We start from the raw sequence: 24445 nt of genomic DNA, 5'->3' as shown, positions 1-24445 counted from the left end.
TGGGCAACGAACCCCGGATGCCGGGGTCAGTCGGAATCGTCCCGGGTCCGCAGCGCGGGGTCGAGCATCCCGACGAAGGCGCGGGGCTGCGCCGTGATCCACCAGTGCCCGCCGGGGACGCTCGTGACGGTCAGGTCCGACACCCAGTCCTCGAGCCCGTCCACGAGGTGCGGCGACACGAAGGGATCCTTCAGCGGGACGATCACGTGCACGGGAACGGTGATCGGCCGCCGCCGGGGCTGCCGCACCGCGGTGGACATGTTGGTCCGGTAGAGGGCGAGTCCCCGCACCGGGTCCTGCCCTACATTGCGACGCGCCGTGAGCTCGTAGCGCCGCGTCAGCGCGTGTCTCCAGAGCGCCTCCGGCAGGACGGGCAGCTGGAAGAATCCGACGTACCAGCTGCGCAGCACCTGCCCCATGCCCTGCGGCACCAGCCGGGGGTTCCTGAAACGCCCGCGCAGCCACCGGGAGAAATGCCGCAGGTCGGGTCCGGAGATGCTGGTGTAGTCGAGGATCAGCCCCTGTGCGCGCTCGTCCTGCAGTGCGGCCCAGCCCTGGATCGATCCCCAGTCGTGGCCCACCAGCCGCACACCGCCCGGCGTGTCCACGGCGTCGAGGACGGCGAAGATGTCCTCCACGAGCTCCGTCAGCGTGAACCCGGCACCCTCATGGGCGCGGGACCGGCCGGCGTTCCGGGTGTCGAACGCGACCAGATGGTGCGTCGCGGCGAGCTCCCGGAGCACCGGGTGGAAGACACGGTGATCGTCGGGGTAGCCGTGCAGGAAGACGAGGGTCGGCCTGGACGGGTCCGGATCGAGGCCGTACTCGAACACGGCGAGATCGGCGCCCTTTGACTCGATCCGCCGGTGTCGCTCGCGCAAGAGGTCCATGGGTTCACCCTAGGGGCTGCGTCGGCGCGGCGGAGGCATCTCCTTGCGGCGTCCGACCGTCCGGGCGGATCCTGCCGCCGTCGAGCCAGACGCTCCGGTGCGCGACGGCGTCGGCGAAGGCGGCGTCATGCGTGGCCATGAGCACACAGCCGCCGCCCCGGGCGTGACGGGAGAGGACGGCGGCGAACAGGGTGCGCGCCGGTTCGTCGAGGCCTGCGGTGGGCTCGTCGAGCGCCCAGACGGCCGGGCCCGTGGCGATGAGGGAGGCCAGCGCCACCATGCGCCGCTGCACGAAGCACAGTTCGTACGGGTGCGCGTCCGCCAGCGCTCCCAGTCCCAGCGCGTCGAGGGCGAGCGCGGCCCGCCGAGTGGCGTCGTCCTTCCGGAGCCCCACGGCGCGCGGACCGTAGGAGACCTCGCGCAGCACCGTGCGCTCGAAGAGCTGCTGGTCGGTGTCCTGGAACAGGTATCCGACGGTGGCCGCGAGGGTGCCCGTCGGCTGCCGGCCGATCCGCACCCCGCCCGCGGTGACCGAGCCGCTGTCCGCCCGGGACAGCCCGTTCAGGTGCTGCAGCAGGGTCGACTTGCCGGACCCGTTGGGGCCGCGGACGGCGACCACCTCCCCCGCCCGGACGGACAGGTCGACGCCGGCCAGCCCCGCCGGCGGAGCCGCCGAGCCGGGTTCCGGGGTGTAGCGGAAGCCCAGGCCACGCACCGCGACGAGCTCGGGGACCATGGGACCGACGGGACCGACGGGACCGACGGGACCGACGGGACCGACGGGACCGACGGGACCGACGGGACGCGGGGCGGCGTCGCCGTCCAGCCGGAGGGGCTCCCCCTCCGTGCCGATGCCGAAGCGCTGCAGCCCGGCCAGGCGTGCCTCCGCCAGCGGACCCTCGAACACGGAGTGGCCGTCGGCGAGCGCCAGGACGCGCGCACCCTGCGGGGCGTGCCGCGGCAGCATGGGTGCGCAGACCACCACCCCGGTGCCGTTCCGGCGGAGCGCCTCCAGGGCCCCGGCGACGTCCCGCGCCGCGTCGTCGTCGAGCCCCTGGAACGGCTCGTCGAGGACGAGGACCTCGGGCCGCTGGATCACGGCGGCGGCGATGATGGTGCGCTGCAGCTGCCCGCCGGAGAGTCTGCGGGGATCACGACCCAGGAGGGACGTGAGCTTGAGTGCGTCCGCGACGTCGTCGACGGCCTGCCGCAGCTCCTGCGCGGGCATGCCGCGGTTGGCGGGGCCGAAGGCGATCTCCTCCGCCACGGTGGAGGACATCATGGACAGCTGCCCCCAGGCGCCCTGGGCGACGTACGCCACCCGGGCGCTCCACCGGGCGGGATCGATCCGCGGGTCGCCCGGCAGCCCGCGGAAAAGCACGGTCTCGCCGTCGAGCGTGATCGTCCCGGTGAACGTGGAGCCCGCGTCGGCCCCCGTCATGCCCGCGAGCAGCCGGGCGAGGGTCGTCTTGCCGGAGCCGGAGGCCCCCGCGATCACCACGTGGTCCCCCGCCTCCACCGTGAGGGCGACACCGGCGAGCGCCCGCGCGCCGTCGTCGTAGGCGAAGCCCGTGCTGTCGAGGGCGATCATGCCGCCGCCGTCAGGAGCCAGGCTGCGGAGAACACACCGACGACGGCGAGCATCGCTCGGCGTGCCGTCCGCTGGCGGGCCGTGTCCGAGTCCGGCAGGTAGCTCGTGCGCGCGCCCGGGGAGGAGAAGCCGCGGGCCTCGAGCATGCGGGTGCGCTCGGAGGCGTCCACGAGCAACCCGATCACGAGCGGCGTGAGCACGGTCAGCAGGGCCCGGACACGGGAGAACGGTCCGCGCCCCACGACGAGGCCACGGGCCTGCTGGGCCCGCGAGATGCGGCGTGCGCGCTGCGCGACGTGCGGGATGAGCCCGACGGCGGATCCGACGACGAAGACGAGCTTCCGGTTCCAGCCGCGGTGCGTCATGGTGGCCAAGAGGTCGGGGATGTCCAGCGTCATCGCGGCCGTCAGCAGCACCGCCGTGAACACGGTCATGCGCAGGCCCATGAGGGCGGCGAAGGCCAGGCCCTCGGCGGTCACGCGGGCGACGCCGAGATCGAGCAGGACGGTGGTGCCCTCGGGGAAGAAGAGCCCGTGGAGCAGCAGGGAGGAGAGGAGCAGGGGCCCCGCGATCAGGGTGATCGCGAGGCCGATCTGCCGGGGCCGACCGGACATGAGTACGGCAGGGAGCACCCCGAGGACCAGCACCGCGAGGGAGAACTCCCAGCGGTTCACCACGAGGACGAGCACCACCAGCAGGACCGCGGCGAGCAGCTCGGTCAGGGGGTTGTAGATCCTGCGGCGGGGCATGGTTCAGCCGACGCTGGAGTCGTTCCCGCGGGCGGGGGTGGTGGTGCTTCCGGCACCACCATCGCCGGTGCCGGCGGTGGAGGTGCCGGACGTGGCGCCGGCGGTGGTACCGGTCCGGTTGCCCAACACCCGGTACGTGCGGGCGAAGGGGAACTGGCGGATGGCACGCTGCGGCAGCGCGTACACGATCACGGCGACGATGACGAACACCACGATCTTGTCCAGCGAGTCGGAGAGGAGGCCCTGCTTCGTCGCCGCGACCAGCAGCTTGTCCCCCATCGAGCGGAACACGGCGATGATCGCGTTGGTCCCGAACGTCCCGGCGGCGCCGAACATGAAGACGGCCACCGGCGCCGCGACGAGTCCGCCGACCGCTCCGACGACGAGCCCCGCCACCGGGACGAGGTACACGCGGCGGAACGCGCCATAGCGTGCGGCCAGGCCCGCGAGCAGCCCGATCAGGGCGGCGCCCGCCGCGAAGGGCAGCGCGAACGGATTGAAGAGACCCCAGATGGCGTTGCTGATCGCGCCCGTCGCGGCACCCGCCGCGGGGCCGGCCAGGACCGCGACGAGGACGGTGCCGATGGCGTCAAGGTAGATCTGCATGCCCAGGGATCCGGCGATCTGCCCGATCGCGATGTTCAGGGCGATGCCGAGCGGCATGATCACCAGGGAACTCGTGCTGAGCATGGGCAGGATCCCGCCCACCAGGAGCGCCCCGCCTCCGAGGAAGCCGAAGAGCGAGACGAGCGACGCCGTGCTGCCCATGCCGCCGGCGATCTCCGCCGGCTGGACGACGACGAGGAACGCGTACGTGGCCGCGATGAGCGCAGCCCCGAGGACGATCAGGAGGCGCCGTGGCCGTTCAACGGCGGGCTCGGAGGCCAGGGTCAGGGATGAGCTCACAGTATTCCTTGGGCACGGTGGAGGGATGAGGACGCACCTCATGTCACCTCGGCGCCGGCCGCGCAGCAGTGCGTGGCAGCTACCAGTGTACCGGGGGCTGCACCGCCGCGCGGGGTGCCCGGCGACCGGAACGGGGTCGGAGAGGAACCGTCCTCAGCCGTGCAGGCGTGCGACGCCGGACAGCCTGCGCACCATCAGCTCGAACACCGCCGCGGGATCGTTGCCCGTGACGATCCGGGCGTTGGGCGCCCGCTTCCACATCCCCGCGACGTCGGCGACCGTCTGTCCGAAGGTGAGCGGCGATCCGGTCTCGACGTCCACGGTCGCCAGGCGTTCCCCGAAACCGGCGTCCCCCGTCGCGACCGTCGCGGCGAACAGGTCGTGGAGGTGCGCGACGTACCCCTGGCCGTACAGGCGGTGGAATTCCATGTAGAACCGGAGGGCATCGGACACGCAGGCGACGACGGCGTTGCCGCTCCTGCTGCGCGTGCCCTCGGGCTCGTCCGGGTCGAGGACCTCCGGCCCGGCCCCGGCGGCACGGGAGAGAGCATCGACGTGCGCGGGGGTGCATTCGATCCGCTCCGTGGTCTCGAGCGCGCACACGATGGGCAGCTTCTCGACCGGCAGGCCCTCGTAGGCGGCATAGACCTCCTTCGCCGCGTGCGGGTCCACGTGCGTGTTCCACTCGGCGACCGGCGTCGTGTTCCCCGGATAGTTGAACGCCCCGCCCATGATGACGAGGCCCTTCAGGAGCATCGGGAGCTGCGGCTCGGCGCGGAGCGCGAGCGCGAGGTTGGTGAGGGGGCCCGTGACGACCCCGGTGACCTGCCCTGGGTGGTTGCGGACGGCCTCGAGCCAGACGTCCACGGCGTGGCGCTCCGAGACGCCGCCGTGCGGTGGGGGCAGCACGGCGTAGCCGATGCCCTGGTCGCCGTGCGTCTCCTCCGTGGTGACGAGCGGGATCTCCAGCGGTACCTCGCTGCCGATGGCGACCTCGACGCCGGTGCGGCCGCACAGCTCGAGCAGGGCGAGGTTGTTGACGGCGACCTGGCGGGCGCCGACGTTGCCCGCGGTGCAGGTGACCGCCTCCAGCGTCACGTCCGGCGACCCGAGGAGGTACAGGAGGGCGACGGCGTCGTCGATGCCTGTGTCGGCGTCGAGCAGGATGCGGTGCCGGCCGCTCTCGGGGGCCACCGTCAGTCCGCCGCCGTGGTGCGCAGCAGCTGCAGGCGGATGGTGCGGGCCGTCTCCATGTGCCGGCGGGCGATACCCCGGGCGTCGTCGCTGCGCCGCTCGGTGATGGCGCTGATCAGCGCCTCGTGCTCGAGGAGCACCTCCTGCCAGCGGTTCCCCACCGACAGCGTGGAGCGCGGCGTGTGGATGAGGTGGGTCGAGAGCCGCTGCAGGAGGTCCATGAGGATGGGGTTGCGCGCGGCCGCCCACAGTGAGGTGTGGAACTCGAGGTTGTTGGTGACCTTGGTGGTGTCATCGGGATCGACGACGGCGCGGTCGCGTTCCAGCAGCGCCTCGAGGCGCATGATGTCCGCGGCTCCGCGATTGAGCGCGGCCTGCCCGGCGGCCTCCTCCTCGAGCATCACCCGGAGGTCGTAGATCTGGATGACTTCCTGCGGGTCGATCTGCGGGACCTGGAGTCCGCGGGCGGCACGTTCGAGCAGCCGCTCGTGCTGCAGCCGGCTGAGTGCCTCGCGCACCGGGGTCCGTGACACGCCGAACCGCTCCGAGATGACCACCTCCCGCAGCGCTGTCCCGGGCGGGTGCACCCCGGCGAGGATCTCGCTGCGGAGGACGCGGAAGATCGCGTCGCCGTCCACGCGCGCCGACAGTTCCGCGGACTCGGCCATGGCGCCCTCCTCGGAGGTCTCGTGGTGCGGATGGTCAGGGCCACATGCCCTGCGGACGGCCCGGGCCGGGAGGCAGGCCTCCCGGCCCGGGCCGTGGGTGGACGCTAGCTCGCGAGCTGGCGCAGCACGTACTGCAGGATGCCGCCGTTGCGGTAGTAGTCCGCCTCACCCGGCGTGTCGATACGCAGGACGGCGTCGAACTCGATCGGCGATCCGCCGTCGGCCGGGGTGGCGCTGACCTTCACCGTCCGGGGGGTGCGACCCTCGTTGAGCTCGGTGACACCGCTGACCGCGAAGGTCTCCGTCCCGGTGAGGCCGAGGCTCTCCGCGTTCTGGCCCTCGGGGTACTGCAGGGGCAGGACGCCCATCCCGATGAGGTTCGAGCGGTGGATGCGCTCGTAGCTCTCGGCGACGACGGCCTTGACGCCGAGCAGCGCGGTGCCCTTGGCAGCCCAGTCACGCGAGGACCCGGAGCCGTACTCCTTGCCGGCGAGGACCACGAGCGGCGTACCTGCCGCGCGGTAGTTCTCGGCGGCGTCGTACACGGCGGCCTGCGGCGCGTCCGGCTGCGAGAAGTCCCGCGTGAACCCGCCCTCGACGCCGTCGAGCAGCTGGTTCTTGATGCGGATGTTCGCGAACGTGCCGCGGATCATGACCTCGTGGTTGCCACGACGCGAGCCGTAGGAGTTGAAGTCCTTGCGCTGGACGCCCTTCTCGGTGAGGTACCGGCCGGCCGGGGTGTCCGACTTGAAGGACCCAGCGGGCGAGATGTGGTCGGTGGTGACCGAGTCGCCGAGCTTCAGCAGCACCCGGGCGCCGTCGATGTCCTCGACCGGGCTCGTCTCGCGCTGCATGCCGTCGAAGTATGGAGGCTTCCGCACGTAGGTGGACTCGGGATCCCAGGCGAAGGTGTCGCCGTCGGGCGTGGGCAGGGACTTCCAGCGCTCGTCGCCCTCGAAGATCGTGCTGTAGCTCGAGGTGAACATCTCCTCGTCGATCGAGGAATCGATGACCTGCTGGACCTCGACCGGGTTGGGCCAGATGTCCTTCAGGAAGACGTCGTTGCCGGCCTCGTCCTGGCCGAGGGGCTCGATGTCGAAGTCGAAGTCCATGGTGCCGGCGAGTGCGTAGGCGACCACCAGCGGCGGGGAGGCCAGGTAGTTCATCTTCACGTCCGGGTTGATGCGGCCTTCGAAGTTGCGGTTGCCGGACAGGACGGCGGTGACGGCGAGATCGTTGTCCTGGATGGCCTGCGAGATCTCGTCCTCCAGCGGGCCGGAGTTGCCGATGCAGGTGGCGCAGCCGTAGCCGACCGTGAAGAACCCGAGCTTCTCCAGGTACGGGATCAGGCCCGACTTCTCGTAGTAGTCGGTGACGACCTTCGAGCCCGGGGCCACGGAGGTCTTGACCCACGGCTTGGACACGAGGCCCTTCTCGACGGCGTTGCGCGCCAGGACCGCGGCGGCGAGCATGACCGACGGGTTGGACGTGTTGGTGCAGGACGTGATCGACGCGATGCTGACGGCACCGTGGTCGAGCTCGAACGCGCGGCCGTCCTTCATGGTCACGCCGACCTTCTTCGACGGACGCGTGGAGCCGTTCGATCCGGCGGCGACGGTCTCGCGGGGCTCCGCGTTCTCGTCCGTGACCGTCGACGTCGTACCGGGCGTGAAGCTCGGTGCGTCGGACGCGGGGAAGCTCTCCTGGGAGGACTCGTCCACCGTGCCACCGGGCGCGAACGTCAGCTCGGGGTCGTTGGAGTAGTTGCGCAGGTCCTCGCGGAACTGGGCCTTGGACCTGCTGAGCTCCACGCGGTCCTGGGGGCGCTTGGGACCGGCGATGGAGGGGACCACCGTGGACAGGTCCAGCTCCAGGTACTCGGAGAAGCGGATCTCGTGGGACGGATCGTGCCAGAGTCCCTGCTCCTTGGCGTAGGCCTCGACCAGCGCCACGTTCTCGGCCGGGCGGCCCGTGAGGCGCAGGTAGTCGAGCGTGACGTCGTCGATCGGGAACATGGCGGCGGTGGAGCCGAACTCGGGGCTCATGTTGCCGATGGTCGCGCGGTTGGCGAGGGGCACGGACGCGACACCCTCCCCGTAGAACTCGACGAACTTGCCGACCACGCCGTGCTTGCGCAGGATCTGCGTGATGGTGAGGACGACGTCGGTGGCGGTGGCGCCGGCGGGGATCTCACCGGTGAGCTTGAAGCCGACCACGCGCGGGATGAGCATGGAGACGGGCTGGCCGAGCATGGCAGCCTCCGCCTCGATGCCGCCGACGCCCCAGCCGAGCACACCGAGGCCGTTGACCATCGTGGTGTGCGAGTCGGTACCGACGCACGTGTCGGGGTAGGCGCGGAGGACGCCGTCCACCTCGCGGGTCATGACGGTGCGGGCCAGGTACTCGAGGTTCACCTGGTGCACGATGCCCATGCCCGGCGGGACGACCTTGAAGTCGTCGAACGCGGTCTGGCCCCAGCGGAGGAACTGGTAGCGCTCCCCGTTGCGCTGGTACTCGATCTCCATGTTGCGCTCGAGGGCGCCGGCGTTGCCGAACACGTCGATCTGGACGGAGTGGTCGATGACCATCTCGGCGGGCGCGAGCGGGTTGACGCGCTTGGGGTCTCCACCCAGGTCCGCGACGGCCTCACGCATCGTTGCGAGGTCGACGACGCAGGGGACGCCCGTGAAGTCCTGCATGATCACGCGCGCCGGGGTGAACTGGATCTCCGTGCTGGGCTCCGCTGCGGCGTCCCACTGCGCGAGGGCGCGGACGTGGTCTGCCGTGATGTTCGCGCCGTCTTCGGTGCGAAGCAGGTTCTCCAGCAGGACCTTGAGGCTGAACGGAAGGTTCTCGGCGCCTTCGACCGCGCTGAGCCGGAAAATTTCGTAGCTGGCGCCTGCGACGTCGAGAACGCCCTTTGCGCCGAATGAGTCCGCGGTCGACATGACGTTGGCTCCCTTCAGAGAGGTTGTGGAATAGCACCATCCTATTCCACGACCAGGGACACTGTATACAGTGGTACACCGTGTCCCCGACCTCTCGGGACGATCCGGGCGACCCGGCTCAGGCCTTGTGGCGGACCGCGCCCTCGGGCTCCGCACCGGACTGCAGCCCGACCATGAGCGCCGCGTGTTCCTGGGACTCCACCCGGCTGTGGTCCACGACCGGGCCGGTCCCGGCGATCTCGCGGATGAGTTCGATCCCCGCGATCGCTTCCTCTTTCGATGTGTAATAGGCGGACACTGCCACGAGCGTTCCATCCGGAGCGGTCAGTTTCACCCGGAACCCGTCGTCGTGAGCGTCTACCAGCTTGAAGTACCCAGCCATCGTCTTACCTCCTTGTAAGGGACAACTTCTGCAACCTCTGATCCTCTAGCATAAGCATACTTACCGCCTCTGACACGGGGTCGTCGGATGGAATCGACCACCCGCCCGATCCACCGGCCGACGCCCGCGCAGGGCACAGAAGGAGCACCATGACCGAGCCGAGCAGCGCAGGACATCCCGACGGCGTAACCCGGGCGCCCGGGCATCCCGGCGACGGACACTCCGATGGCCGCCCCGCCCCGGATCGGCGCGAGGAGATCCTGGAACCGTCCCCCGGGGCCGCGGGCCACCATGCCGCGAGCATCCGGGACGAACAGGGAAATCACGAGGCCGGCGCCGTGCCTGCCGCGTACGACGGGGACGACCCAACGGGCAGGCCTGCGGGCGCCGCCCGCCCGCGCCATCCCGAGGACGCCGCCCTCGAGCACGACACGTGGGACGGCGAAGCGGATCGCTGACGCTGCTCAGCGGCCCAGCCCCGCGAGCCGGGCCACGAGGGACGACGGCGTCACCCGCGTGAGCGCCACGAGGGCCTTGTAGCGGACGCTGGGAACGGAGACGGCCTTGCCGGCCGCGGTGTCGCGCAGTGCGTCCCGCACCACGAGACCGACATCGAGCCACATGGCGGCAGGGATGGACGAGGCCTCCATCCCCATGCGCTGGTGGAACTCCGTGCGGACGAAGCCGGGGCAGACCGCCGTCACCCGGATCCCCTCCCGCCCGTACACCACATTCGCCCAGCGGCTGAAGCTGATCATGGCCGCCTTCACGGCGCCGTAGGTGCCCCGCGGCGTGAACCCGGCGACACTCGCCACGGTGATGATCGTGCCGGCACGCCGGGGCCGCATCGACTGCAGGGCCGCATGCGCCAGGGCGAGGGGCACCTCGACGTGGATCCTCAGGTGGCGGATCTCGTCCTCGAGCGCATTGTCCGCGAACGGCCCGACCAGGCCGTATCCCGCATTGTTGACGAGCACCGTGACGGGCGCCAGAGTGCTCTCCGCGGTCCGCAACCGGTCCAGCACGCGCGCGAGGCCGTCGTCGTCGAGCAGGTCCGCGGCGATGGTCTCGACCCCGACGCCCTGCGCCCGATACGTCGACGCTGCATCCCCGAGCGGACCCGGTGATCTGGCGACCAGCACCAGATCGCATCCTCGGGCGGCGAACTGGCGCGCGAATTCGGCGCCGATCCCCGACGTGGCTCCGGTGATGAGGACGGTCTCGGTCATTTCCCCACCCTCCCCCACCCGGGTCGGCGGCACAAGGTACGGCCCGCGGATCCGCCGTCCGGCCATGCAACGTCGATGCGACCCCCGGCGGTGTACGTTCGCGCTACCGGCGGGCAGACGACGCGCACCTGCGCGTTCCGTCCGTCGAGTCCAGCGCCGGCACAACCGGCGCGACCGATGTGTCACGAGAGGAAGTTCCATGAGCGGTAACAGAGCTGTTGCGTACAAGGGACCAGGGAAAGTGGAGGTCATCGACACCGAGTACCCCACATTCGAGCTGAAGGACGGGCCGGGGGTGAATCCGGCCAACGTGGGCCGGGCCCTCCACCACGGCGTGATCCTCAAGACCGTCACGACCAACATCTGCGGATCGGACCAGCACATGGTCCGCGGGCGCACGACGGCGCCGGCGGACCTCGTGCTGGGACACGAGATCACCGGCGAGGTCGTCGAAGTGGGGCGCGACGTCGAGTTCATCAAGAAGGGGGACATCTGCTCCGTCCCCTTCAACATCGCCTGCGGGCGGTGCAGGAACTGCAAGGAACGCAAGACCGGCATCTGCCTGAACGTCAATCCGGCCCGCCCCGGCGCCGCCTACGGCTACGTGGACATGGGTGGCTGGGTGGGCGGGCAGGCCGAGTACGTCCTGGTGCCCTACGCGGACTGGAACCTGCTGAAGTTCCCGGACCGGGACCAGGCCATGGCGAAGATCCTCGATCTGACGATGCTGTCGGACATCTTCCCCACCGGCTATCACGGTGCCGTCACGGCGGGCGTCGGCGTGGGATCGACGGTCTACATCGCCGGCGCCGGCCCCGTGGGCCTCGCCGCCGCGGCGTCGGCGCAGCTCCTGGGTGCCGCCGTCGTGATCGTGGGCGACCTCAACGAGGACCGGCTGGCCCAGGCACGGAGCTTCGGCTGCGAGACCGTCGACGTGTCCAAGGGTGATCCGCGGGATCAGATCGAGCAGCTGCTGGGCGTACCCGAGGTCGACTGCGGCGTCGACGCCGTCGGCTTCGAGGCTCGTGGCCACGGAAGCGGCGCGGCGACCGAGGCACCGGCCACGGTGCTCAACTCGCTGATGCAGGTGACGGCCGCCGGCGGTGCACTCGGCATCCCGGGCCTGTACGTCACCGGAGACCCGGGAGGCATCGACGAGGCCGCGAAGGTCGGGTCGCTGTCGATCAGTCTCGGTACCGGATGGGCGAAGTCGCTGTCCTTCACCACCGGGCAGTGTCCGGTGATGAAGTACCACCGCGGCCTGATGATGGCGATCCTGCACGATCGTGTGCAGATCGCCAAGGCCGTGAACGCGAAGGCGATCGGCCTGGACGACGCGCCCCGCGGCTACGAGGAGTTCGACGCCGGAGCTGCGACCAAGTACGTCATCGATCCGCACGGGATGGTCGCCGCCTGATCAGGCTGCGGCCCGCGTGAGCGGGACCGGAAGGGGCTCGGACCGTCACGGTCCGGGCCCCTTTTTTCGGGCCCTCCGCACGCCTTTTCTGCGCTCCGGATCACCCAGCGTGGGTGAGTGTCCCAGACGAAGCCCGATAGGTCCAGCATAAATTCCCAATTTCACAGGAAGTCAATCACGGTTCAGTACCGATTTGGCAACAAAACGAAAATACTCTACGGTAGGGGTAGTTCCCCGTCAGGGGAAAGCGAAAACGCTGCCGCTCGGCGAGCAGCGATGAATGCCCGGCACCGCTCTCCACCGCTCGTTGCTCAACAGGCGGCTGCCGAACCATGACCTCTAATACTGTCGAGGTGAGCAGCGGCGCGAAGAAGTCCGGGGACGGACCTAGTGCAGGTGGCCTTTCGGAGCATCGTAACGCCATGAACACTACCAAATTCAGCACCAGCGCCCGTCGCGGACTCGCAGCAGTAGCACTCACCGGCCTCGGCCTCGGCGCAGCGGCCGGTGCGGCCAGCGCCGACACCTGGGACCAGCTCGCGCAGTGCGAGAGCGGCGGCAACTGGAGCATCAACACGGGCAACGGCTACCAGGGTGGACTGCAGTTCACCCAGCAGAGCTGGAACGCCGCCGGAGGGTCGGGATCACCCGCCCAGGCCAGCGTTGCCGAGCAGAAGCGCGTTGCGACGAACCTCCAGCAGATGCAGGGCTGGGGCGCATGGCCCGCCTGCTCGGCGAAGCTCGGCCTCAACGGTGGTTCGTCCACCGGCTTTGTATCCACCCAGCAGGCACCGGCACCCGTCGCCGCGGCTCCGGTCCAGGCACCCGCCGTCGCCCCTGCGGCGCCCGTCGTCCAGGCCCCGGTCCAGGTCCAGGCCCCCGCTGCGCCCGTCGCCCAGGCGCCCGTCGTCCAGGCACCCGCCGTCCAGGCACCCGTCGCGGTCCAGGCTCCCGCCGTCGCCCCCGTGGCGCTGAGCGGCCAGACCTACACCATCCAGTCCGGTGACACCCTCAGCTCGATCGCCGACAAGCTCGGCGTCGTCGGCGGCTGGCAGGCACTGTTCGCTGCGAACACCGACACCGTCATCCACGCGGACCTGATCTTCACCGGTCAGACCCTGCAGCTCCCGGCCTAGTCCAGGAGCCCCCGGGTCCGGTAGCGCATAGAGCGCCCGCCGCCCGCACAGCACGAAACACCGGAGCCCCCGTCATCACGACGGGGGCTCCGGTGCGTTGCGGCCCAGGTGATCCCAGGGGATCAGCTGCAGGACGTGGCGTCGACGTCGATCTTCAGGTTGTGGGGCACCGAGTAGTCGCGTTCCGGGGAGGAGAACGCCACGAGAATGTTCTCGGCGCTGCCGTGGGTGACGCCGTCGGCGAGTTCCACCGTGACGATGATGTTGATGTGGGCGTCGGGCAGGAACTGATAACCCTCCGCGGGTACGGGTGGGCCGATGGGCTCGGCCGGCTTCGTCGGGGTGGGTGCGGCCGTGTGCTCCTCATGCGCACCCGCCTCCGGCGCCGTGTGGTGGTGTCCCTCGCGGTTCGCGGTCTGCACCTTCGCCGAGACGATGTCCAGGCCCTCGGGGTCGCCCAGGGCCATCTCGCCGAACGTGAAGGTCTCGAGGGTGGGATTGTGCAGCATGACGGTGTAGCGCAGACGGCTGTCCCGGGGCTGGACGCCGCACAGTTCCGCGCCGTCGACACCCACGTTCAGGGGATCCTCGCCCAGGTCGCTGCCCACGGACTCCGCCTTGATCCCGTCCGGATCGGAGACCGCGGCGGGCGCCGACCCCCGGCTGCCGTCCGCGGTGTTCACCCCGAGCGGGTTCTCCTCGGCGGTCCCGCATCCGGCGAGCGCCAGGGACGAGGCGAGCGCGACGGCGCCGAGTGCGGCGCCACGACGGTGCGGCAGTACGGTCAGGAATTTCACGGTGAGCCCATTCATGTCGGCCGTCCACCGGATCACGAACATCCGGCGCTGGTGCCTGCTATTCGTTCAGCACCCCGCCACGGCTTGGTCCGGGCGGCGGGGCGATCACCCCGCCGCCCGGCAGGCCCTCAGGCGAGAGGCGTGCCTCCGGTGACGCCGAGGATCTCCCCGGAGACGTAGCGTGCATCGTTCGAGGCGAGGAAGACGTACGCGCCGGCCAGTTCCGCCGGCTGTCCCATCCTGCCCAGCGGTGTACCCTCGCCGAAGGATTCAAGCTTCTCGCTGGTGGTCGTCGCGGGCTGCAGGGGCGTCCAGACAGGCCCGGGCGCCACGGCGTTGACGCGGATCCCGCGCTCCCCCAGCAGCTCGGCCAGGCTGAACGTCAGGTTGTTGAGCGCGGCCTTGGTCGCAGCGTAGTCCATGAGGTTCCGGGACGGGTGGTACCCCTGCACGGACGTGGTGTTGATGATCGAGGCTCCGGCCGTCAGGTGGGGCAGGGCCGCCTGCGTGAGCCAGATCGTCCCGTACACGTTGGTCTCGAAGGTGCGCCGGAGCTGGTCGGCGTCGACGTCGGGCAGGCCGTTCGGCTGCGCGATGTGGTAGCCCGCATTGTTCACGAGGATGTCCAGGCCGCCGAGGCCGTCCATCACCCGGGACACGGCCGACGCGGCATAGGCCTGGTCGCGGAGGTCGCCCGGCACGGCCAGGGCCGTCCGGCCCTCGGCGCGGATGAGTTCGAGGCAGCTGGCGCCGTCCTCCTCCTCCTCGGGGAGGTACCCGATGGCGACGTCGGCACCCTCCCGCGCGAAGGCCAGCGCCACGGCCCGGCCGATGCCGGAGTCGCCGCCGGTGATGAAGGCGCGCCGGCCGCTGAGGCGCCCGTGCCCGGTGTAGCTGTCCTCACCGTGGTCGGGGCGGGGGTCCATGCGCTCGGTGAAGCCGGGGTACTGCTGCAGTTCGGTCGAGGGATCGACGGCGGGGCCGCGGGGGTCGTCCTGGTCGAGGGTGCCTGACGGTTCGTTGGACATGATGCTCCTGGTGACGGTGGGAGGGTGGATACTAAGCCTACTGTCATTGTGTTTGCGGCGTCAGTCCTCTAGTAATGGACATATGACTGCGATCCTGAGGTCCCTCGAAACCGCCGTACCCGACACGATCATGGTGCAACCCCAGGTCCGCGATGTCTTTGCCGCACAGCCGGGCCTCACACGGCTCGGTCGGCGCCTGGTCGGGGCGGCCTTCGATTCCTCGGGCATCGACACGCGCTACACCGCCGTCAAGGAGCTCACCCTCGACGCCGCCGCCGAGGATCCCGTGTTCTTCGACCAGAAGGAGCTGCGGATCCTGACGCCGAGCACCAAGACCCGCAACGAGGTCTACGCCGAGGAGGGGACGAAACTCTTCGTCGAGGCGGCCCGCAAGGCGCTGGACGCCGCGCAGGGCATCGGGGCGGCGGACGTCACGCACGTCGTCACGGTGTCCTGCACCGGCTTCTTCGCCCCGGGCCCCGACTACAAGGTGGTACGCGCGCTGGACCTCAGGCCCTCCGTGCAGCGCTACCACCTCGGCTTCATGGGCTGCTACGCGGCCTTCCCGGCGCTGCGCGCCGCCAAGGCCTTCTGCGACGCCGACCCCGACGCCGTCGTCCTCGTGATCGCCGCCGAGCTGTGCTCCCTCCACGTCCGGTCCTCCAACAACCCGGACACCATCGTCGGCTCGTCGCTGTTCGCGGACGGTGCCGCGGCGGCGATCGTCTCCGCCCGGGACCTCCCCCTCACCGGGCCGGCACTGACGCTCGACCACTTCGAGACCGTCCTGACCCCGGTCGGCGAGGAGTCCATGGCCTGGAACATCGGCGACGAGGGGTTCGAGATGGTCCTCGGCACGTACGTCCCCCACATCATCGACGAGCACATCATCGGGGCCCTCGAACCCCTGCTCGCCCGTGACGCGTCGCTGCAGGGCCTGGACTACTCGGAGATCGAGCACTGGGCCATCCACCCGGGGGGACGCAGCATCCTGGACAAGGTCGAGGCCAAGCTCGGCCTGACCCAGGACCAGCTCGTCCCCGCCCGCGAGACGCTGCGCGACTACGGCAACATGAGCAGCGCGACGGTGATGTTCGTCCTGAAGAACATCCTCGACCAGCCGGGCTCCGACGGGAACAACCGGATCTGCTCCATGGCCTTCGGTCCGGGGCTCACGGTGGAGACGGCCCTGCTCACGAGGATCGGTGCCGGACCGGCTGCCGGGGCCGCGCCGGCGACCACGGCGGACGCCGCGCCCGCGGGTGGCCGGGACGACGTCGTGCCCGCCGATCTGGCGCCCATCCTCACCGACGCGGGCGCATGAGGCCTCGAGGGTTCCTCGCCGAACGCGATCCGGACGCAGTCGAGGAGATGGACCGGCCCGACTGCGACCCCGGCCGGCTCGACCGCACGTACGCCCAGTTCGGACTGGTCAACGCCGTCGTCTCCGGATGGCGCCGGACGTACACCTCACTGCTCCGCCCGGTGTTCTCCCGGGACCGCACCAATACGCTGCTGGACATCGGCGCCGGCGGCGGGGACGTCCCGCGCGCCCTCGCCCGCTGGGCCCGGCTCGACGGCTTCCCGCTCGAGGTGACGGCGATCGACCCCGACGAGCGGGCGCACGCCTTCGCCACCTCGCGGCCGCCCCTGGCCGGCCTGTCCTTCCGGCGGGCGCTGAGCTCCGAGCTCGTGGCCGAGGGGGCGATGTTCGACGCCGTGGTCTCCAACCACGTGCTCCACCACCTCGACCGCCCCGCGTTCGACGGACTGCTCGACGACACCGAACGCCTGACGCGCACGGTCGCGGTGCACAGCGACATCGCGCGGCACCCGCTCGGCTACGCACTGTTCTCGGCGGGCACCCTCCCGCTGCCCGGCTCCTTCATCCGGCAGGACGGACTGACCTCCATCCGCCGCAGCTACACACCGGGTGAGCTGCGCGCGGCGACCGGCGGACGCGGGCAGTGGACGGTCCGCACGGCCGTGCCGTTCATCAACCTCCTCGTCCTCGAGCGCGGCGCCCCGGCGGGAGACGACGATGCATGACGTGATCGTGGTCGGCGGCGGGCCCGTCGGCCTCTACACCGCCCTGCTGCTGCGCCAGGCAGGGCTCGACGCCGTCGTCCTCGAACGCCGCTCCGAGCGCAGCGGCCATTCGCGGGCCATCGGCATCCACCCGCCGGCACTGCGTGCCCTCGACGCCGGCGGCATCGCCGACGACCTGCGCGCACGCGGGGTGCGGATCCGGGACGGGATCGCCAGGAGTGCGGGCCGGGACGTGGGCACCATCTCCTTCGCGGCGCTCCCGGGCGAGGAGACGTACGTCCTCGCCGTGCCGCAGGCCGTCACCGAAGAGATCCTGGAACGCCACCTCGAGGACGGGTTCCCGGGCACGCTGCGCCGCGGCGTCGCCGTCGTCACCACGCACGACGCCGGGGACCACGTCCTGGCCGTCACCCGGGAGCAGGGCGAGGACGCCATCCTCGAGGCGAGGCTGGTCGTCGCGGCGGACGGCGCCCGGAGTTCCATCCGCGACGACGCCGGGATCCGCGCGCCCTCGCGTCGCTACCCGGACTGCTACGTCATGGGCGATTTCCGCGACGCCACGGGCGACGGCGACGACGCCGTCCTGTACCTGGAGAGCGGCGGGATCGTCGAGTCCTTCCCCCTGCCCGGGGGCATCCGACGCTGGGTAGTGCGGGTCGGCTGCCCCGTGGACCGCCCGACGGCCGCGGGCCTCACCCAGCTCATCCGCGAGCGGACGGGGGTCGGCGTCGACCCCGCGACCAACTCGATGCTGAGCGCGTTCGAGGTGCGGTCGCGGCTCGCCGACCGTCTGGTCGCCGGGCGCACCGTGCTCGTGGGGGACGCCGCCCACGAGGTGTCCCCCATCGGCGGGCAGGGCATGAACCTGGGCTGGCTCGACGCCGTCGACCTGGTGCCGATCATCGCCGCGTCGCTGCGGGACGGGCAGGATGTCGCCGTGCGGCTCGCGCGCTACGAGAGGGACCGCCGGACGCAGGCGGCCCTGGCCCGCCGCAAGGCCGCCATCAACATGGCGCTCGGGCGCCCCCTGCCGGGCCCGATCCTGCGCCCGCGCAACGCGCTCCTCGGGGCACTGATCAGGAACGGCACCGTCCACGCCGGCGTGGCCCGCGCGTTCACCATGCAGTAGCCCACCCCGGGCCCGGACGACAGAACCCCGCAGGAACCGCCGCCGTGCGCCGGGTGGCGTGGGGCGGGGTTGCTGCGGGGTTCTGTCGTGCGCTGCGGGACTACTTGCGGAGCAGGCCCTTCTTGACGTTCTCGGGGCGCTGCATCTCACCCTGCTTCGCACCCAGCACCACGACGATGCCGCTGACGACGGGCAGGAGCCACTGCGTGATCTTGAGCTGGGACTGTGCCTTGGCCAGTTCGTCGCTCGCTCCGGGGCGGGGCTCGGTGGCGCCCGCGCTGCCCTGCTCGGCGAGCTCGCCGACCTTCTTGCCGAGGATGCCCGAGTACAGCGAGAGGGCCATGCCGATCACGGTGACCACGGACTTCACGACGGTGTTGGACCCGACGGAGTCCTGGGCGGCGACGCGGCCCTTGTTGCCGAGGATCAGGCCGATGCCGCCGATGGCGTGCGCGGCGAAGGCCGCGGTCTGGACCGGAGCCCACTTCGCCCAGCCGAGCGAGGAGAGGCGCGTGCGCTCCTTGGGGTCCTTCGCCTTGCCGGTAGCTCCATTGAGGCCGACGGCGCCCATCAGGGTTCCACCGAACCAGGCTGCCGCGCCGAGATCGTGGGCGGATCGTGCCAAAAGATTTCCTGCCATGATGTAAAGCTCCTTCGAGGTTGGTTCGACCTACCCCCAATAACTATCAGCCTGCTTAGGATTAAGCCATAGCACACCGAAGAATCTGACCGGTGTGTGCATTTCCCCCCGGAACTGCTACGAAGGGCGACCCATGACGGAGAACCAGCACGATCTCGACGAGGTATGGACGCAGTGGAAGGACGCGGTGAACATGAGCCCGTCCCAATTGGAGACCTGGCTCGACACCGAGGAGTCGCGGTCGGTGGGCCAGAAGGAGCCGGACGGCGGCGAATCCGTGGGACACCGGTCCGGCAGGCACATCATCGGCATCCTGCGCACGCGGAAGGACGATCTCACGGGCGAGGACGTGGAGCACATGCGCAAGGTCGTGGGCTACGTCCACCGCCATCTCGCGCAGAAACCCTCGAAGGAGGACATCGAGACCTCGAAGTGGCGGTACTCCCTGATGAACTGGGGCCACGATCCGCTGACGTAGCGGGACATGACGAGGGGCGCCCGGTGCCGGGCGCCCCTCGTCATGCCTACGGCTACTTCTTCGACGCTACTTCTTCGACAGCGCGCTTTCCTTGTGCGCGGCCTGCTTGCCCGACTTCGCGCTCTCCACGGTGTAGTAGGGCTCGTCCTTGGAGGCGTTGAACGTCTGGTCGTCGAAGCTGAATTCCTTCTCGTGCTTCTGGACGACCTTCCCCTCGGTCGTGCCCTGCGGTGTGTTCCAGGTGACCTTGTCGCCCTTGCTGAATGCCATGGCGTTCCTTCCTCGGTGTACATGGTCGAGCGGTTCCTCCGACACTCTCACCCCGTGAAGGAAAAAGGAAGCCTACTGATCAAGATGGGTGGGGGCGAACAGCCGCATGAGGGTCTCGACGACGACGACGTTGGGGCCGTCCCCTGCGAGGCTCTCCCGGAGCGCCTCGCCGATGTCCTCCGGCGCGACCCTGCGTGCCGGCACGCCGAACGATTCCGCGAGCGCCACGAAGTCCGGCCGGGCGAGCTCGGTCGCCGTGGCCTGACCGAAGGCGCCCTCCATGTACTCGCGGAGGATCCCGTAGCCGCCGTCGTCCACGATCAGCCAGGTGACGGGGGTGTCGTGCTGCCGCGCGGTGGCGAGCTCGGCGATGGAGTACATCGCGGAGCCGTCGCCGGAGACGGCGAGGACCCGCGCGGGCAGGCCGTGGGATTCCAGTCCGACGGATCCGCCGATCGCGCCGGGGAAGCCGAAGCCGAGGCCGCCGGCCCCCTGGGCCGAATGGAACTGTCCCTCGCGGGCGTCCCAGCAGCTCCAGGCCCAGTACGCCGAGATGGTCATGTCCCAGAAGGTCTGCATGCCGGCCGGGACGGCGTCGCGGATGTCCTGCATGAACGCGCGTTCCTTGCCGAGGTCCTGAGCGTCCAGCCGCGCGCGGACCCGCCCGAGGGTCCCGGCGACGAGCGCCGCGGCGTCGTATCCGGGCAGGCGGTGGCGGTCCAGCGGCTCGAGCGCCTCGTCGAGCGCGGCGAGCGCCTGTCCGGCGTCGGCGCGGATGCCGAGCGCCGGCCGGTTGGACTCGAGGACGCGGGGTTCTGCGTCGATCTGGATGATGCGCCCCCGCGGCTCCATGGTGAAGTAGTTGGACGTCACCTCGCCGAGGGACGAGCCGATCACCAGGAGCACGTCGGCGTCCTCCAGGACCTCCGTCACGTAGCGGTCCTCCACCCAGGCCTGGAGGGAGAGCTCGTGGTCCCAGGGGAAGGCGCCGTTGCCGCCCGGCGAGCAGACCACCGGCGCACCGAGCTTCTCGGCGATCGAGAGCAGCCACTTCTCCGCCCTGCCACGCCGCGCACCGCCGCCGGCGACGATCGCGGGCCGCTTCGAGTCCTTCAGCCAGGCGACGGCCTCGCGCACCAGTTCGATCCGCGGCGGGTTGTCGAAGGGCTCCGCGAGCGCGTCCTCCACCTGCGGGACCATCACGGGGTCCAGGAGCACGTTCTGCGGCACCTCGACCCACACGGGTCCCTGCGGCGAGGACACGGCCTCGGTCCAGGCGTCCTGGATGGCGGAGGGGATGCCGGAGGCGTGCTGGATGAGCCGCTGGCTCTTCGTGACGTTCGCCGCCGAGGCCTTCTGGTCGTCCAGCTGGTGCAGCATGCCCTTGCGCCGCGCGCCCAGGCCCTCGAGCGGGATCTGGCTCGCGACGACCACCATGGGCACGCCGGTGGCGTATGCCTCCTGCAGCCCGGCGAGGGACGTCAACGCCCCGGGGCCGGTGGACAGGAACAGCACGCCGACGTCGCCGGTCGCCCGCGAGAAGCCGTCGGCCGCGAAGGCCGAGTTGTTCTCCACGCGGGAGGAGACGAAGCGGAGGTCGGAGCGGGAGAGCGCGTCGAACAGGCCGAGCGCGTGCTGGCCGGGGATGCCGAACACCGTCGTCGCGCCCAGGGCGGAGAGCGTCTCGATCACGAGGTCGCCGCCGTTGCGCTGGCCGGTGACGGGTGCGGGGGGCGCGGACGCTGCGCCGGCGGTGATGTCCATCTACTGGTCCTCGGTCATCGGAGCTGTGGCGGGGGTGAGGGTGTCGGCCATGAGGGTCACGAGGTCGTAGGCGACGTGGGACGCCGCGACCCCCGTGAGCTCGGCGTGGTCGTAGGCGGGCGCCACCTCGACCACGTCGGCGCCGACCAGGTTCAGCCCGCGCAGGCCGCGGAGGATCTCGAGGAGTTCGCGGCTCGTGATACCGCCGGCCTCGGGGGTCCCTGTGCCGGGGGCGTGGGCCGGGTCGAGGACGTCGATGTCCACCGAGACGTAGAGCGGGCGGTTGCCGATGCGCTGCCGCAGCTTGTCCACCACCTCGTCCACGCCCTGCCGGTAGACGTCGGAGGAGGTCACGATGCCGAAGCCGAAGCGGCGGTCGTCCTCCAGGTCCCGGACACCGTAGAGGGGCCCGCGCGTCCCGACGTGGGAGATGGCCTCGGTGTCGAGGATGCCCTCCTCGACGGCGCGCCGGAACGGGGTGCCGTGCGTGTACTCGGCGCCGAAGTAGGTGTCCCACGTGTCGAGGTGGGCGTCGAAGTGCAGCATCGCCACGGGCGATCCCGCGCGCTCGGCCGCTGCCCGCAGGAGGGGCAGCGCGATCGTGTGGTCGCCGCCGAGCGTCACGAGGCGCGCGCCGTCACGGGTCAGGTCCAGCGCGTTCTGCTGCACCGTCTCGATGGCCTCGTTGATGTTGAACGGGTTGACGGCCATGTCCCCGGCGTCGGCCACCTGCACGCGCTCGAACGGCGAGACGTCGAGCGCGGGGTTGTAGGGCCGCAGCAGGCGCGAGGCCTCGCGGATGTGGTTGCCGCCGAACCGGGCGCCCGGGCGGTAGGACACGCCGGAGTCGAAGGGGACGCCGACGACGGCGATGTCCGCGCGGTCCACCTGGTCCAGGCGCGGCAGGCGCGCGAAGGTGGCTGCTCCTGCGTAGCGGGGGATGCGGGAGGAGTCGATGGGGCCGAGGTGGCCGCCTCCCGTGACACGCAGTTCTTCCACAGCTTCCATCCGATCCGGGCTCCCCGACAAGTTGCCCAATATGCATCAAAGGTTTTGTATCAGGCTATTGGGGTGGTGCACCGCGGTCAAGGATCGCACGAGTAGCCCGGAAGGGGCGCTCCGCCGTCGGACCCGTTAAGGATGCATAAAGACCGGCTACCGGCCGGTAGCACGGTCCTACGGTGATGAGGTGAGCTCTTCCGTACGCACCCCTCCGCAGCCCCGGGCCCAGGACCCGGCCAGGCAGCGCCTCGAGCGCTGGCTGCTCAGCGGGTCCAGCCAGCCCGCCTCCCACCTGCCCGAGCAGGAGCGCGCCCAGTCGTGGTGGAAGGTGATGTGCCTGACCGGCGTCGACTACTTCTCCACCCTCGGCTACCAGCCCGCGATCGCCGCGGCCGCAGCCGGCGTCCTGTCCCCCCTGGCCACCCTCGTCCTGGTGGCCGTGACCCTCTTCGCCGCGCTGCCGGTGTACAAGCGGGTGGCGTCGGAGAGCCCGCGTGGCGAGGGATCCATCGCCATGCTCGAGAAGCTGCTGCCGAAGTGGCGGGGCAAGGTCTTCGTGCTGGTCCTGCTCGGTTTCGCCGCGACGAGCTTCCTCATCACCATGACCCTCTCGGCCGCCGACGCGAGTGCGCACCTCATCGAGAACCCGTTCGCGCCCGCATGGCTGCAGGGCCAGCAGATCCTCATCACGGTGATGTTCCTGGGCGCGCTGTCCGGCGTCTTCCTGCGCGGATTCACCGAGGCCATCGGCATCGCCGTCGGCCTCGTGGCCGTCTTCCTCCTGCTCAACCTGTGCGTGATCGTCGTCGCCATGGTCCAGATCGTGGCGCAGGGCGGGCTCGTGGACTCCTGGTGGTCGGCGCTGACCACCCAGCACGGCAACCCCCTCATGATGCTCGGGCTGGCCGTGCTGATCTTCCCCCGCCTGGCGCTGGGGCTGTCGGGCTTCGAGACCGGCGTCGTCGTGATGCCGCAGATCCAGGGCGGGCCCCATGACACCGAGCAGAATCCGGCGGGCCGGATCGCCGGTGCGCACAGGCTCCTCACCTCGGCGGCGCTCATCATGAGCGTCTTCCTGATCACCTCGAGCTTCGTGACCACCCTGCTCATCCCGCCCGCAGCCTTCGAGGAGGGCGGCCCGGCCAACGGACGCGCGCTCGCCTACCTCGCCCACGAGTACCTCGGCGACGGCTTCGGCACGGCGTACGACATCTCGACCATCGGCATCCTCTGGTTCGCCGGGGCGTCCGCCATGACCGGCCTGCTCAACCTCGTGCCCCGCTACCTGCCGCGGTACGGGATGGCCCCGGAGTGGGCGAAGGCCGTGCGTCCGCTCGTCCTGGTCATCACCGTCATCGCCATCCTGGTCACCTTCTTCTTCAAGGCCGACGTCGAGGCACAGGGCGGCGCCTACGCCACCGGGGTCCTCGCCCTCATCACGTCCGCGTCCGTGGCCGTGATGCTGTCGGCGCGCCGGAAGCAGCAGCGCGGCAGGACCATCGGGTTCGGCATCGCCGCCGTGGTCTTCGTGCTGACGACGGCGGTCAACATCGTCGAGCGCCCCGAGGGGCTGAAGATCGCCGCCTGCTTCATCCTCGGCATCATCGTGATCTCCTTCGTCTCCCGCTCACGGCGGGCGTTCGAGCTGCGGGCCACGAGCATCCGGATGGACGAGGCCGCGCTCTCCTTCGTCAGCGGGCAGGACGACGGCGACATCCTGCTGATCGCCCACGAGCCGAAGCGGCTCAGCAGCGCCGCCTACCGCCACAAGCTCCAGCACGCGTGCAGGGTCTCGCACGTCCCCACCACCGCACGACCCCTGTTCATCGAGGTGACCGTGGACGATTCGTCCGACTTCGAGACGGAGCTGCGCGTGCGCGGCGTGGTGCGGCACGGGTACCGCGTCCTCGAGGTCCACAGCTCCAACGTCCCGAACACCATCGCGGCCGTGATGCTGCACATCCGGGACGTCACCGGGCTCATGCCGCACGTCTACTTCCGGTGGACGGAGGGGGACCCCGTGGCCAACCTCTTCAAGTTCCTGTTCACCGGTGAGGGCGAGATCGCCCCGGTCACGCGTGAGGTGCTGCGCGCCGCGGAGCCGGACGTGACGAAGCGCCCCTGGGTCCACGTGGGCTGAGGCGCGCCGGGAGTCAGTCCTGCCCGGAGGCGCTGTTT

23 protein-coding genes are annotated in these 24445 nt (G+C 70.5%); 8 read left to right on the top strand and 15 right to left on the bottom strand.

Going from position 1 to position 24445, the window contains the following annotated elements:
- Window positions 1-26 precede the first annotated feature (26 nt).
- The 8 genes from MWM45_RS02910 to MWM45_RS02875 form a co-directional block, all read right to left on the bottom strand.
- Entirely contained in the window at window positions 27-890 is an 864-nt protein-coding gene (locus MWM45_RS02910) for an alpha/beta fold hydrolase (RefSeq protein WP_247828049.1), read from the bottom strand.
- 4 nt (window positions 891-894) lie between these two features.
- On the bottom strand, window positions 895-2481 hold the full coding sequence (locus tag MWM45_RS02905) for an ABC transporter ATP-binding protein (protein WP_247828048.1): 1587 nt from the start codon (window positions 2479-2481) through the stop codon (window positions 895-897).
- Window positions 2478-3230, bottom strand: coding sequence for an energy-coupling factor transporter transmembrane component T (locus MWM45_RS02900; RefSeq protein ID WP_247828047.1), 753 nt, complete (start codon window positions 3228-3230; stop codon window positions 2478-2480). The genes MWM45_RS02905 and MWM45_RS02900 overlap by 4 nt, the downstream gene beginning before the upstream one ends.
- A 3-nt stretch (window positions 3231-3233) precedes the next feature.
- Window positions 3234-4136 (bottom strand): ECF transporter S component, encoded by a 903-nt coding sequence (locus tag MWM45_RS02895; protein WP_247828046.1) that lies wholly within the window; start codon window positions 4134-4136, stop codon window positions 3234-3236.
- Between the two features lie 153 nt (window positions 4137-4289).
- A complete protein-coding gene (locus MWM45_RS02890; RefSeq protein WP_247828045.1) occupies window positions 4290-5330 on the bottom strand; it encodes a nucleoside hydrolase in 1041 nt (346 codons plus the stop codon).
- Between the two features lie 2 nt (window positions 5331-5332).
- A complete protein-coding gene (locus MWM45_RS02885; protein WP_247828044.1) occupies window positions 5333-5998 on the bottom strand; it encodes a GntR family transcriptional regulator in 666 nt (221 codons plus the stop codon).
- A 104-nt stretch (window positions 5999-6102) separates the two neighbouring features.
- The gene (gene acnA, locus MWM45_RS02880; RefSeq protein WP_247828043.1) at window positions 6103-8946 is read right to left on the bottom strand and encodes an aconitate hydratase; all 2844 of its coding nucleotides are present in this window, start codon (window positions 8944-8946) and stop codon (window positions 6103-6105) included.
- 118 nt (window positions 8947-9064) lie between these two features.
- The gene (locus MWM45_RS02875; protein WP_247828042.1) at window positions 9065-9328 is read right to left on the bottom strand and encodes a YegP family protein; all 264 of its coding nucleotides are present in this window, start codon (window positions 9326-9328) and stop codon (window positions 9065-9067) included.
- 149 nt (window positions 9329-9477) lie between these two features.
- On the opposite strand from MWM45_RS02875, the gene MWM45_RS02870 reads away from it, so the two are divergent.
- Entirely contained in the window at window positions 9478-9786 is a 309-nt protein-coding gene (locus MWM45_RS02870) for a hypothetical protein (protein ID WP_247828041.1), read from the top strand.
- A 6-nt stretch (window positions 9787-9792) separates the two neighbouring features.
- Here the strand turns inward: MWM45_RS02870 and MWM45_RS02865 are convergent, their stop codons facing one another.
- The gene (locus MWM45_RS02865; protein ID WP_247828040.1) at window positions 9793-10557 is read right to left on the bottom strand and encodes an SDR family NAD(P)-dependent oxidoreductase; all 765 of its coding nucleotides are present in this window, start codon (window positions 10555-10557) and stop codon (window positions 9793-9795) included.
- 199 nt (window positions 10558-10756) lie between these two features.
- Here MWM45_RS02865 and fdhA point away from each other — a divergent pair, with 199 nt between their 5' ends.
- On the top strand, window positions 10757-11974 hold the full coding sequence (gene fdhA, locus MWM45_RS02860; protein WP_247828039.1) for a formaldehyde dehydrogenase, glutathione-independent: 1218 nt from the start codon (window positions 10757-10759) through the stop codon (window positions 11972-11974).
- 422 nt (window positions 11975-12396) lie between these two features.
- Window positions 12397-13110 carry a LysM peptidoglycan-binding domain-containing protein gene (locus MWM45_RS02855; protein ID WP_247828038.1) on the top strand — a complete coding sequence of 238 codons (714 nt, stop codon included), beginning with the start codon at window positions 12397-12399 and terminating at the stop codon, window positions 13108-13110.
- Between the two features lie 122 nt (window positions 13111-13232).
- Here the strand turns inward: MWM45_RS02855 and MWM45_RS02850 are convergent, their stop codons facing one another.
- Window positions 13233-13907 carry a hypothetical protein gene (locus MWM45_RS02850; protein ID WP_247828037.1) on the bottom strand — a complete coding sequence of 225 codons (675 nt, stop codon included), beginning with the start codon at window positions 13905-13907 and terminating at the stop codon, window positions 13233-13235.
- Window positions 13908-14035: 128 nt separating this feature from the next.
- Entirely contained in the window at window positions 14036-14935 is a 900-nt protein-coding gene (locus MWM45_RS02845) for an SDR family oxidoreductase (protein ID WP_247828036.1), read from the bottom strand.
- Here MWM45_RS02845 and MWM45_RS02840 point away from each other — a divergent pair.
- From MWM45_RS02840 to MWM45_RS02830, 3 genes are read left to right on the top strand one after another with little or no spacing between them, the layout of a single operon-like run.
- Entirely contained in the window at window positions 14832-16259 is a 1428-nt protein-coding gene (locus MWM45_RS02840; RefSeq protein WP_336296690.1) for a type III polyketide synthase, read from the top strand. The genes MWM45_RS02845 and MWM45_RS02840 overlap by 104 nt on opposite strands.
- Window positions 16256-16984 carry a class I SAM-dependent methyltransferase gene (locus tag MWM45_RS02835; protein ID WP_247828034.1) on the top strand — a complete coding sequence of 243 codons (729 nt, stop codon included), beginning with the start codon at window positions 16256-16258 and terminating at the stop codon, window positions 16982-16984. The genes MWM45_RS02840 and MWM45_RS02835 overlap by 4 nt, the downstream gene beginning before the upstream one ends.
- Window positions 16977-18113: an FAD-dependent oxidoreductase gene (locus MWM45_RS02830; protein ID WP_247828033.1), complete on the top strand. Its 1137-nt coding sequence runs from the start codon at window positions 16977-16979 to the stop codon at window positions 18111-18113. Before MWM45_RS02835 ends, MWM45_RS02830 begins: the two co-directional genes overlap by 8 nt.
- Before the next feature lie 100 nt (window positions 18114-18213).
- On the opposite strand, the gene MWM45_RS02825 is transcribed toward MWM45_RS02830, so the two are convergent.
- Window positions 18214-18753 carry a hypothetical protein gene (locus MWM45_RS02825; protein WP_247828032.1) on the bottom strand — a complete coding sequence of 180 codons (540 nt, stop codon included), beginning with the start codon at window positions 18751-18753 and terminating at the stop codon, window positions 18214-18216.
- A gap of 133 nt (window positions 18754-18886) precedes the next feature.
- Between MWM45_RS02825 and MWM45_RS02820 the strand changes: the two genes are divergently transcribed.
- Entirely contained in the window at window positions 18887-19231 is a 345-nt protein-coding gene (locus MWM45_RS02820; protein ID WP_247828031.1) for a DUF3140 domain-containing protein, read from the top strand.
- Window positions 19232-19297: 66 nt separating this feature from the next.
- On the opposite strand, the gene MWM45_RS02815 is transcribed toward MWM45_RS02820, so the two are convergent.
- The 3 genes from MWM45_RS02815 to speB all read right to left on the bottom strand — a co-directional run bounded on the left by MWM45_RS02815 (window position 19298) and on the right by speB (window position 22264).
- Window positions 19298-19501 carry a hypervirulence associated TUDOR domain-containing protein gene (locus tag MWM45_RS02815; RefSeq protein ID WP_247828030.1) on the bottom strand — a complete coding sequence of 68 codons (204 nt, stop codon included), beginning with the start codon at window positions 19499-19501 and terminating at the stop codon, window positions 19298-19300.
- A 72-nt stretch (window positions 19502-19573) separates the two neighbouring features.
- Entirely contained in the window at window positions 19574-21265 is a 1692-nt protein-coding gene (locus tag MWM45_RS02810) for a thiamine pyrophosphate-binding protein (protein WP_247828029.1), read from the bottom strand.
- A complete protein-coding gene (speB, locus tag MWM45_RS02805) occupies window positions 21266-22264 on the bottom strand; it encodes an agmatinase (RefSeq protein WP_247829117.1) in 999 nt (332 codons plus the stop codon).
- 190 nt (window positions 22265-22454) lie between these two features.
- Between speB and MWM45_RS02800 the strand changes: the two genes are divergently transcribed.
- Entirely contained in the window at window positions 22455-24407 is a 1953-nt protein-coding gene (locus MWM45_RS02800) for an amino acid permease (RefSeq protein ID WP_418909720.1), read from the top strand.
- The last annotated feature ends 38 nt before the right edge of the window (window positions 24408-24445 follow it).

Source organism: Arthrobacter antioxidans, from assembly GCF_023100725.1.
Lineage (GTDB): Bacteria > Actinomycetota > Actinomycetes > Actinomycetales > Micrococcaceae > Arthrobacter_D > Arthrobacter_D antioxidans.
Note: the sequence above shows the minus strand (reverse complement) of the source record. Positions and strands in the feature narration are given on the sequence as shown.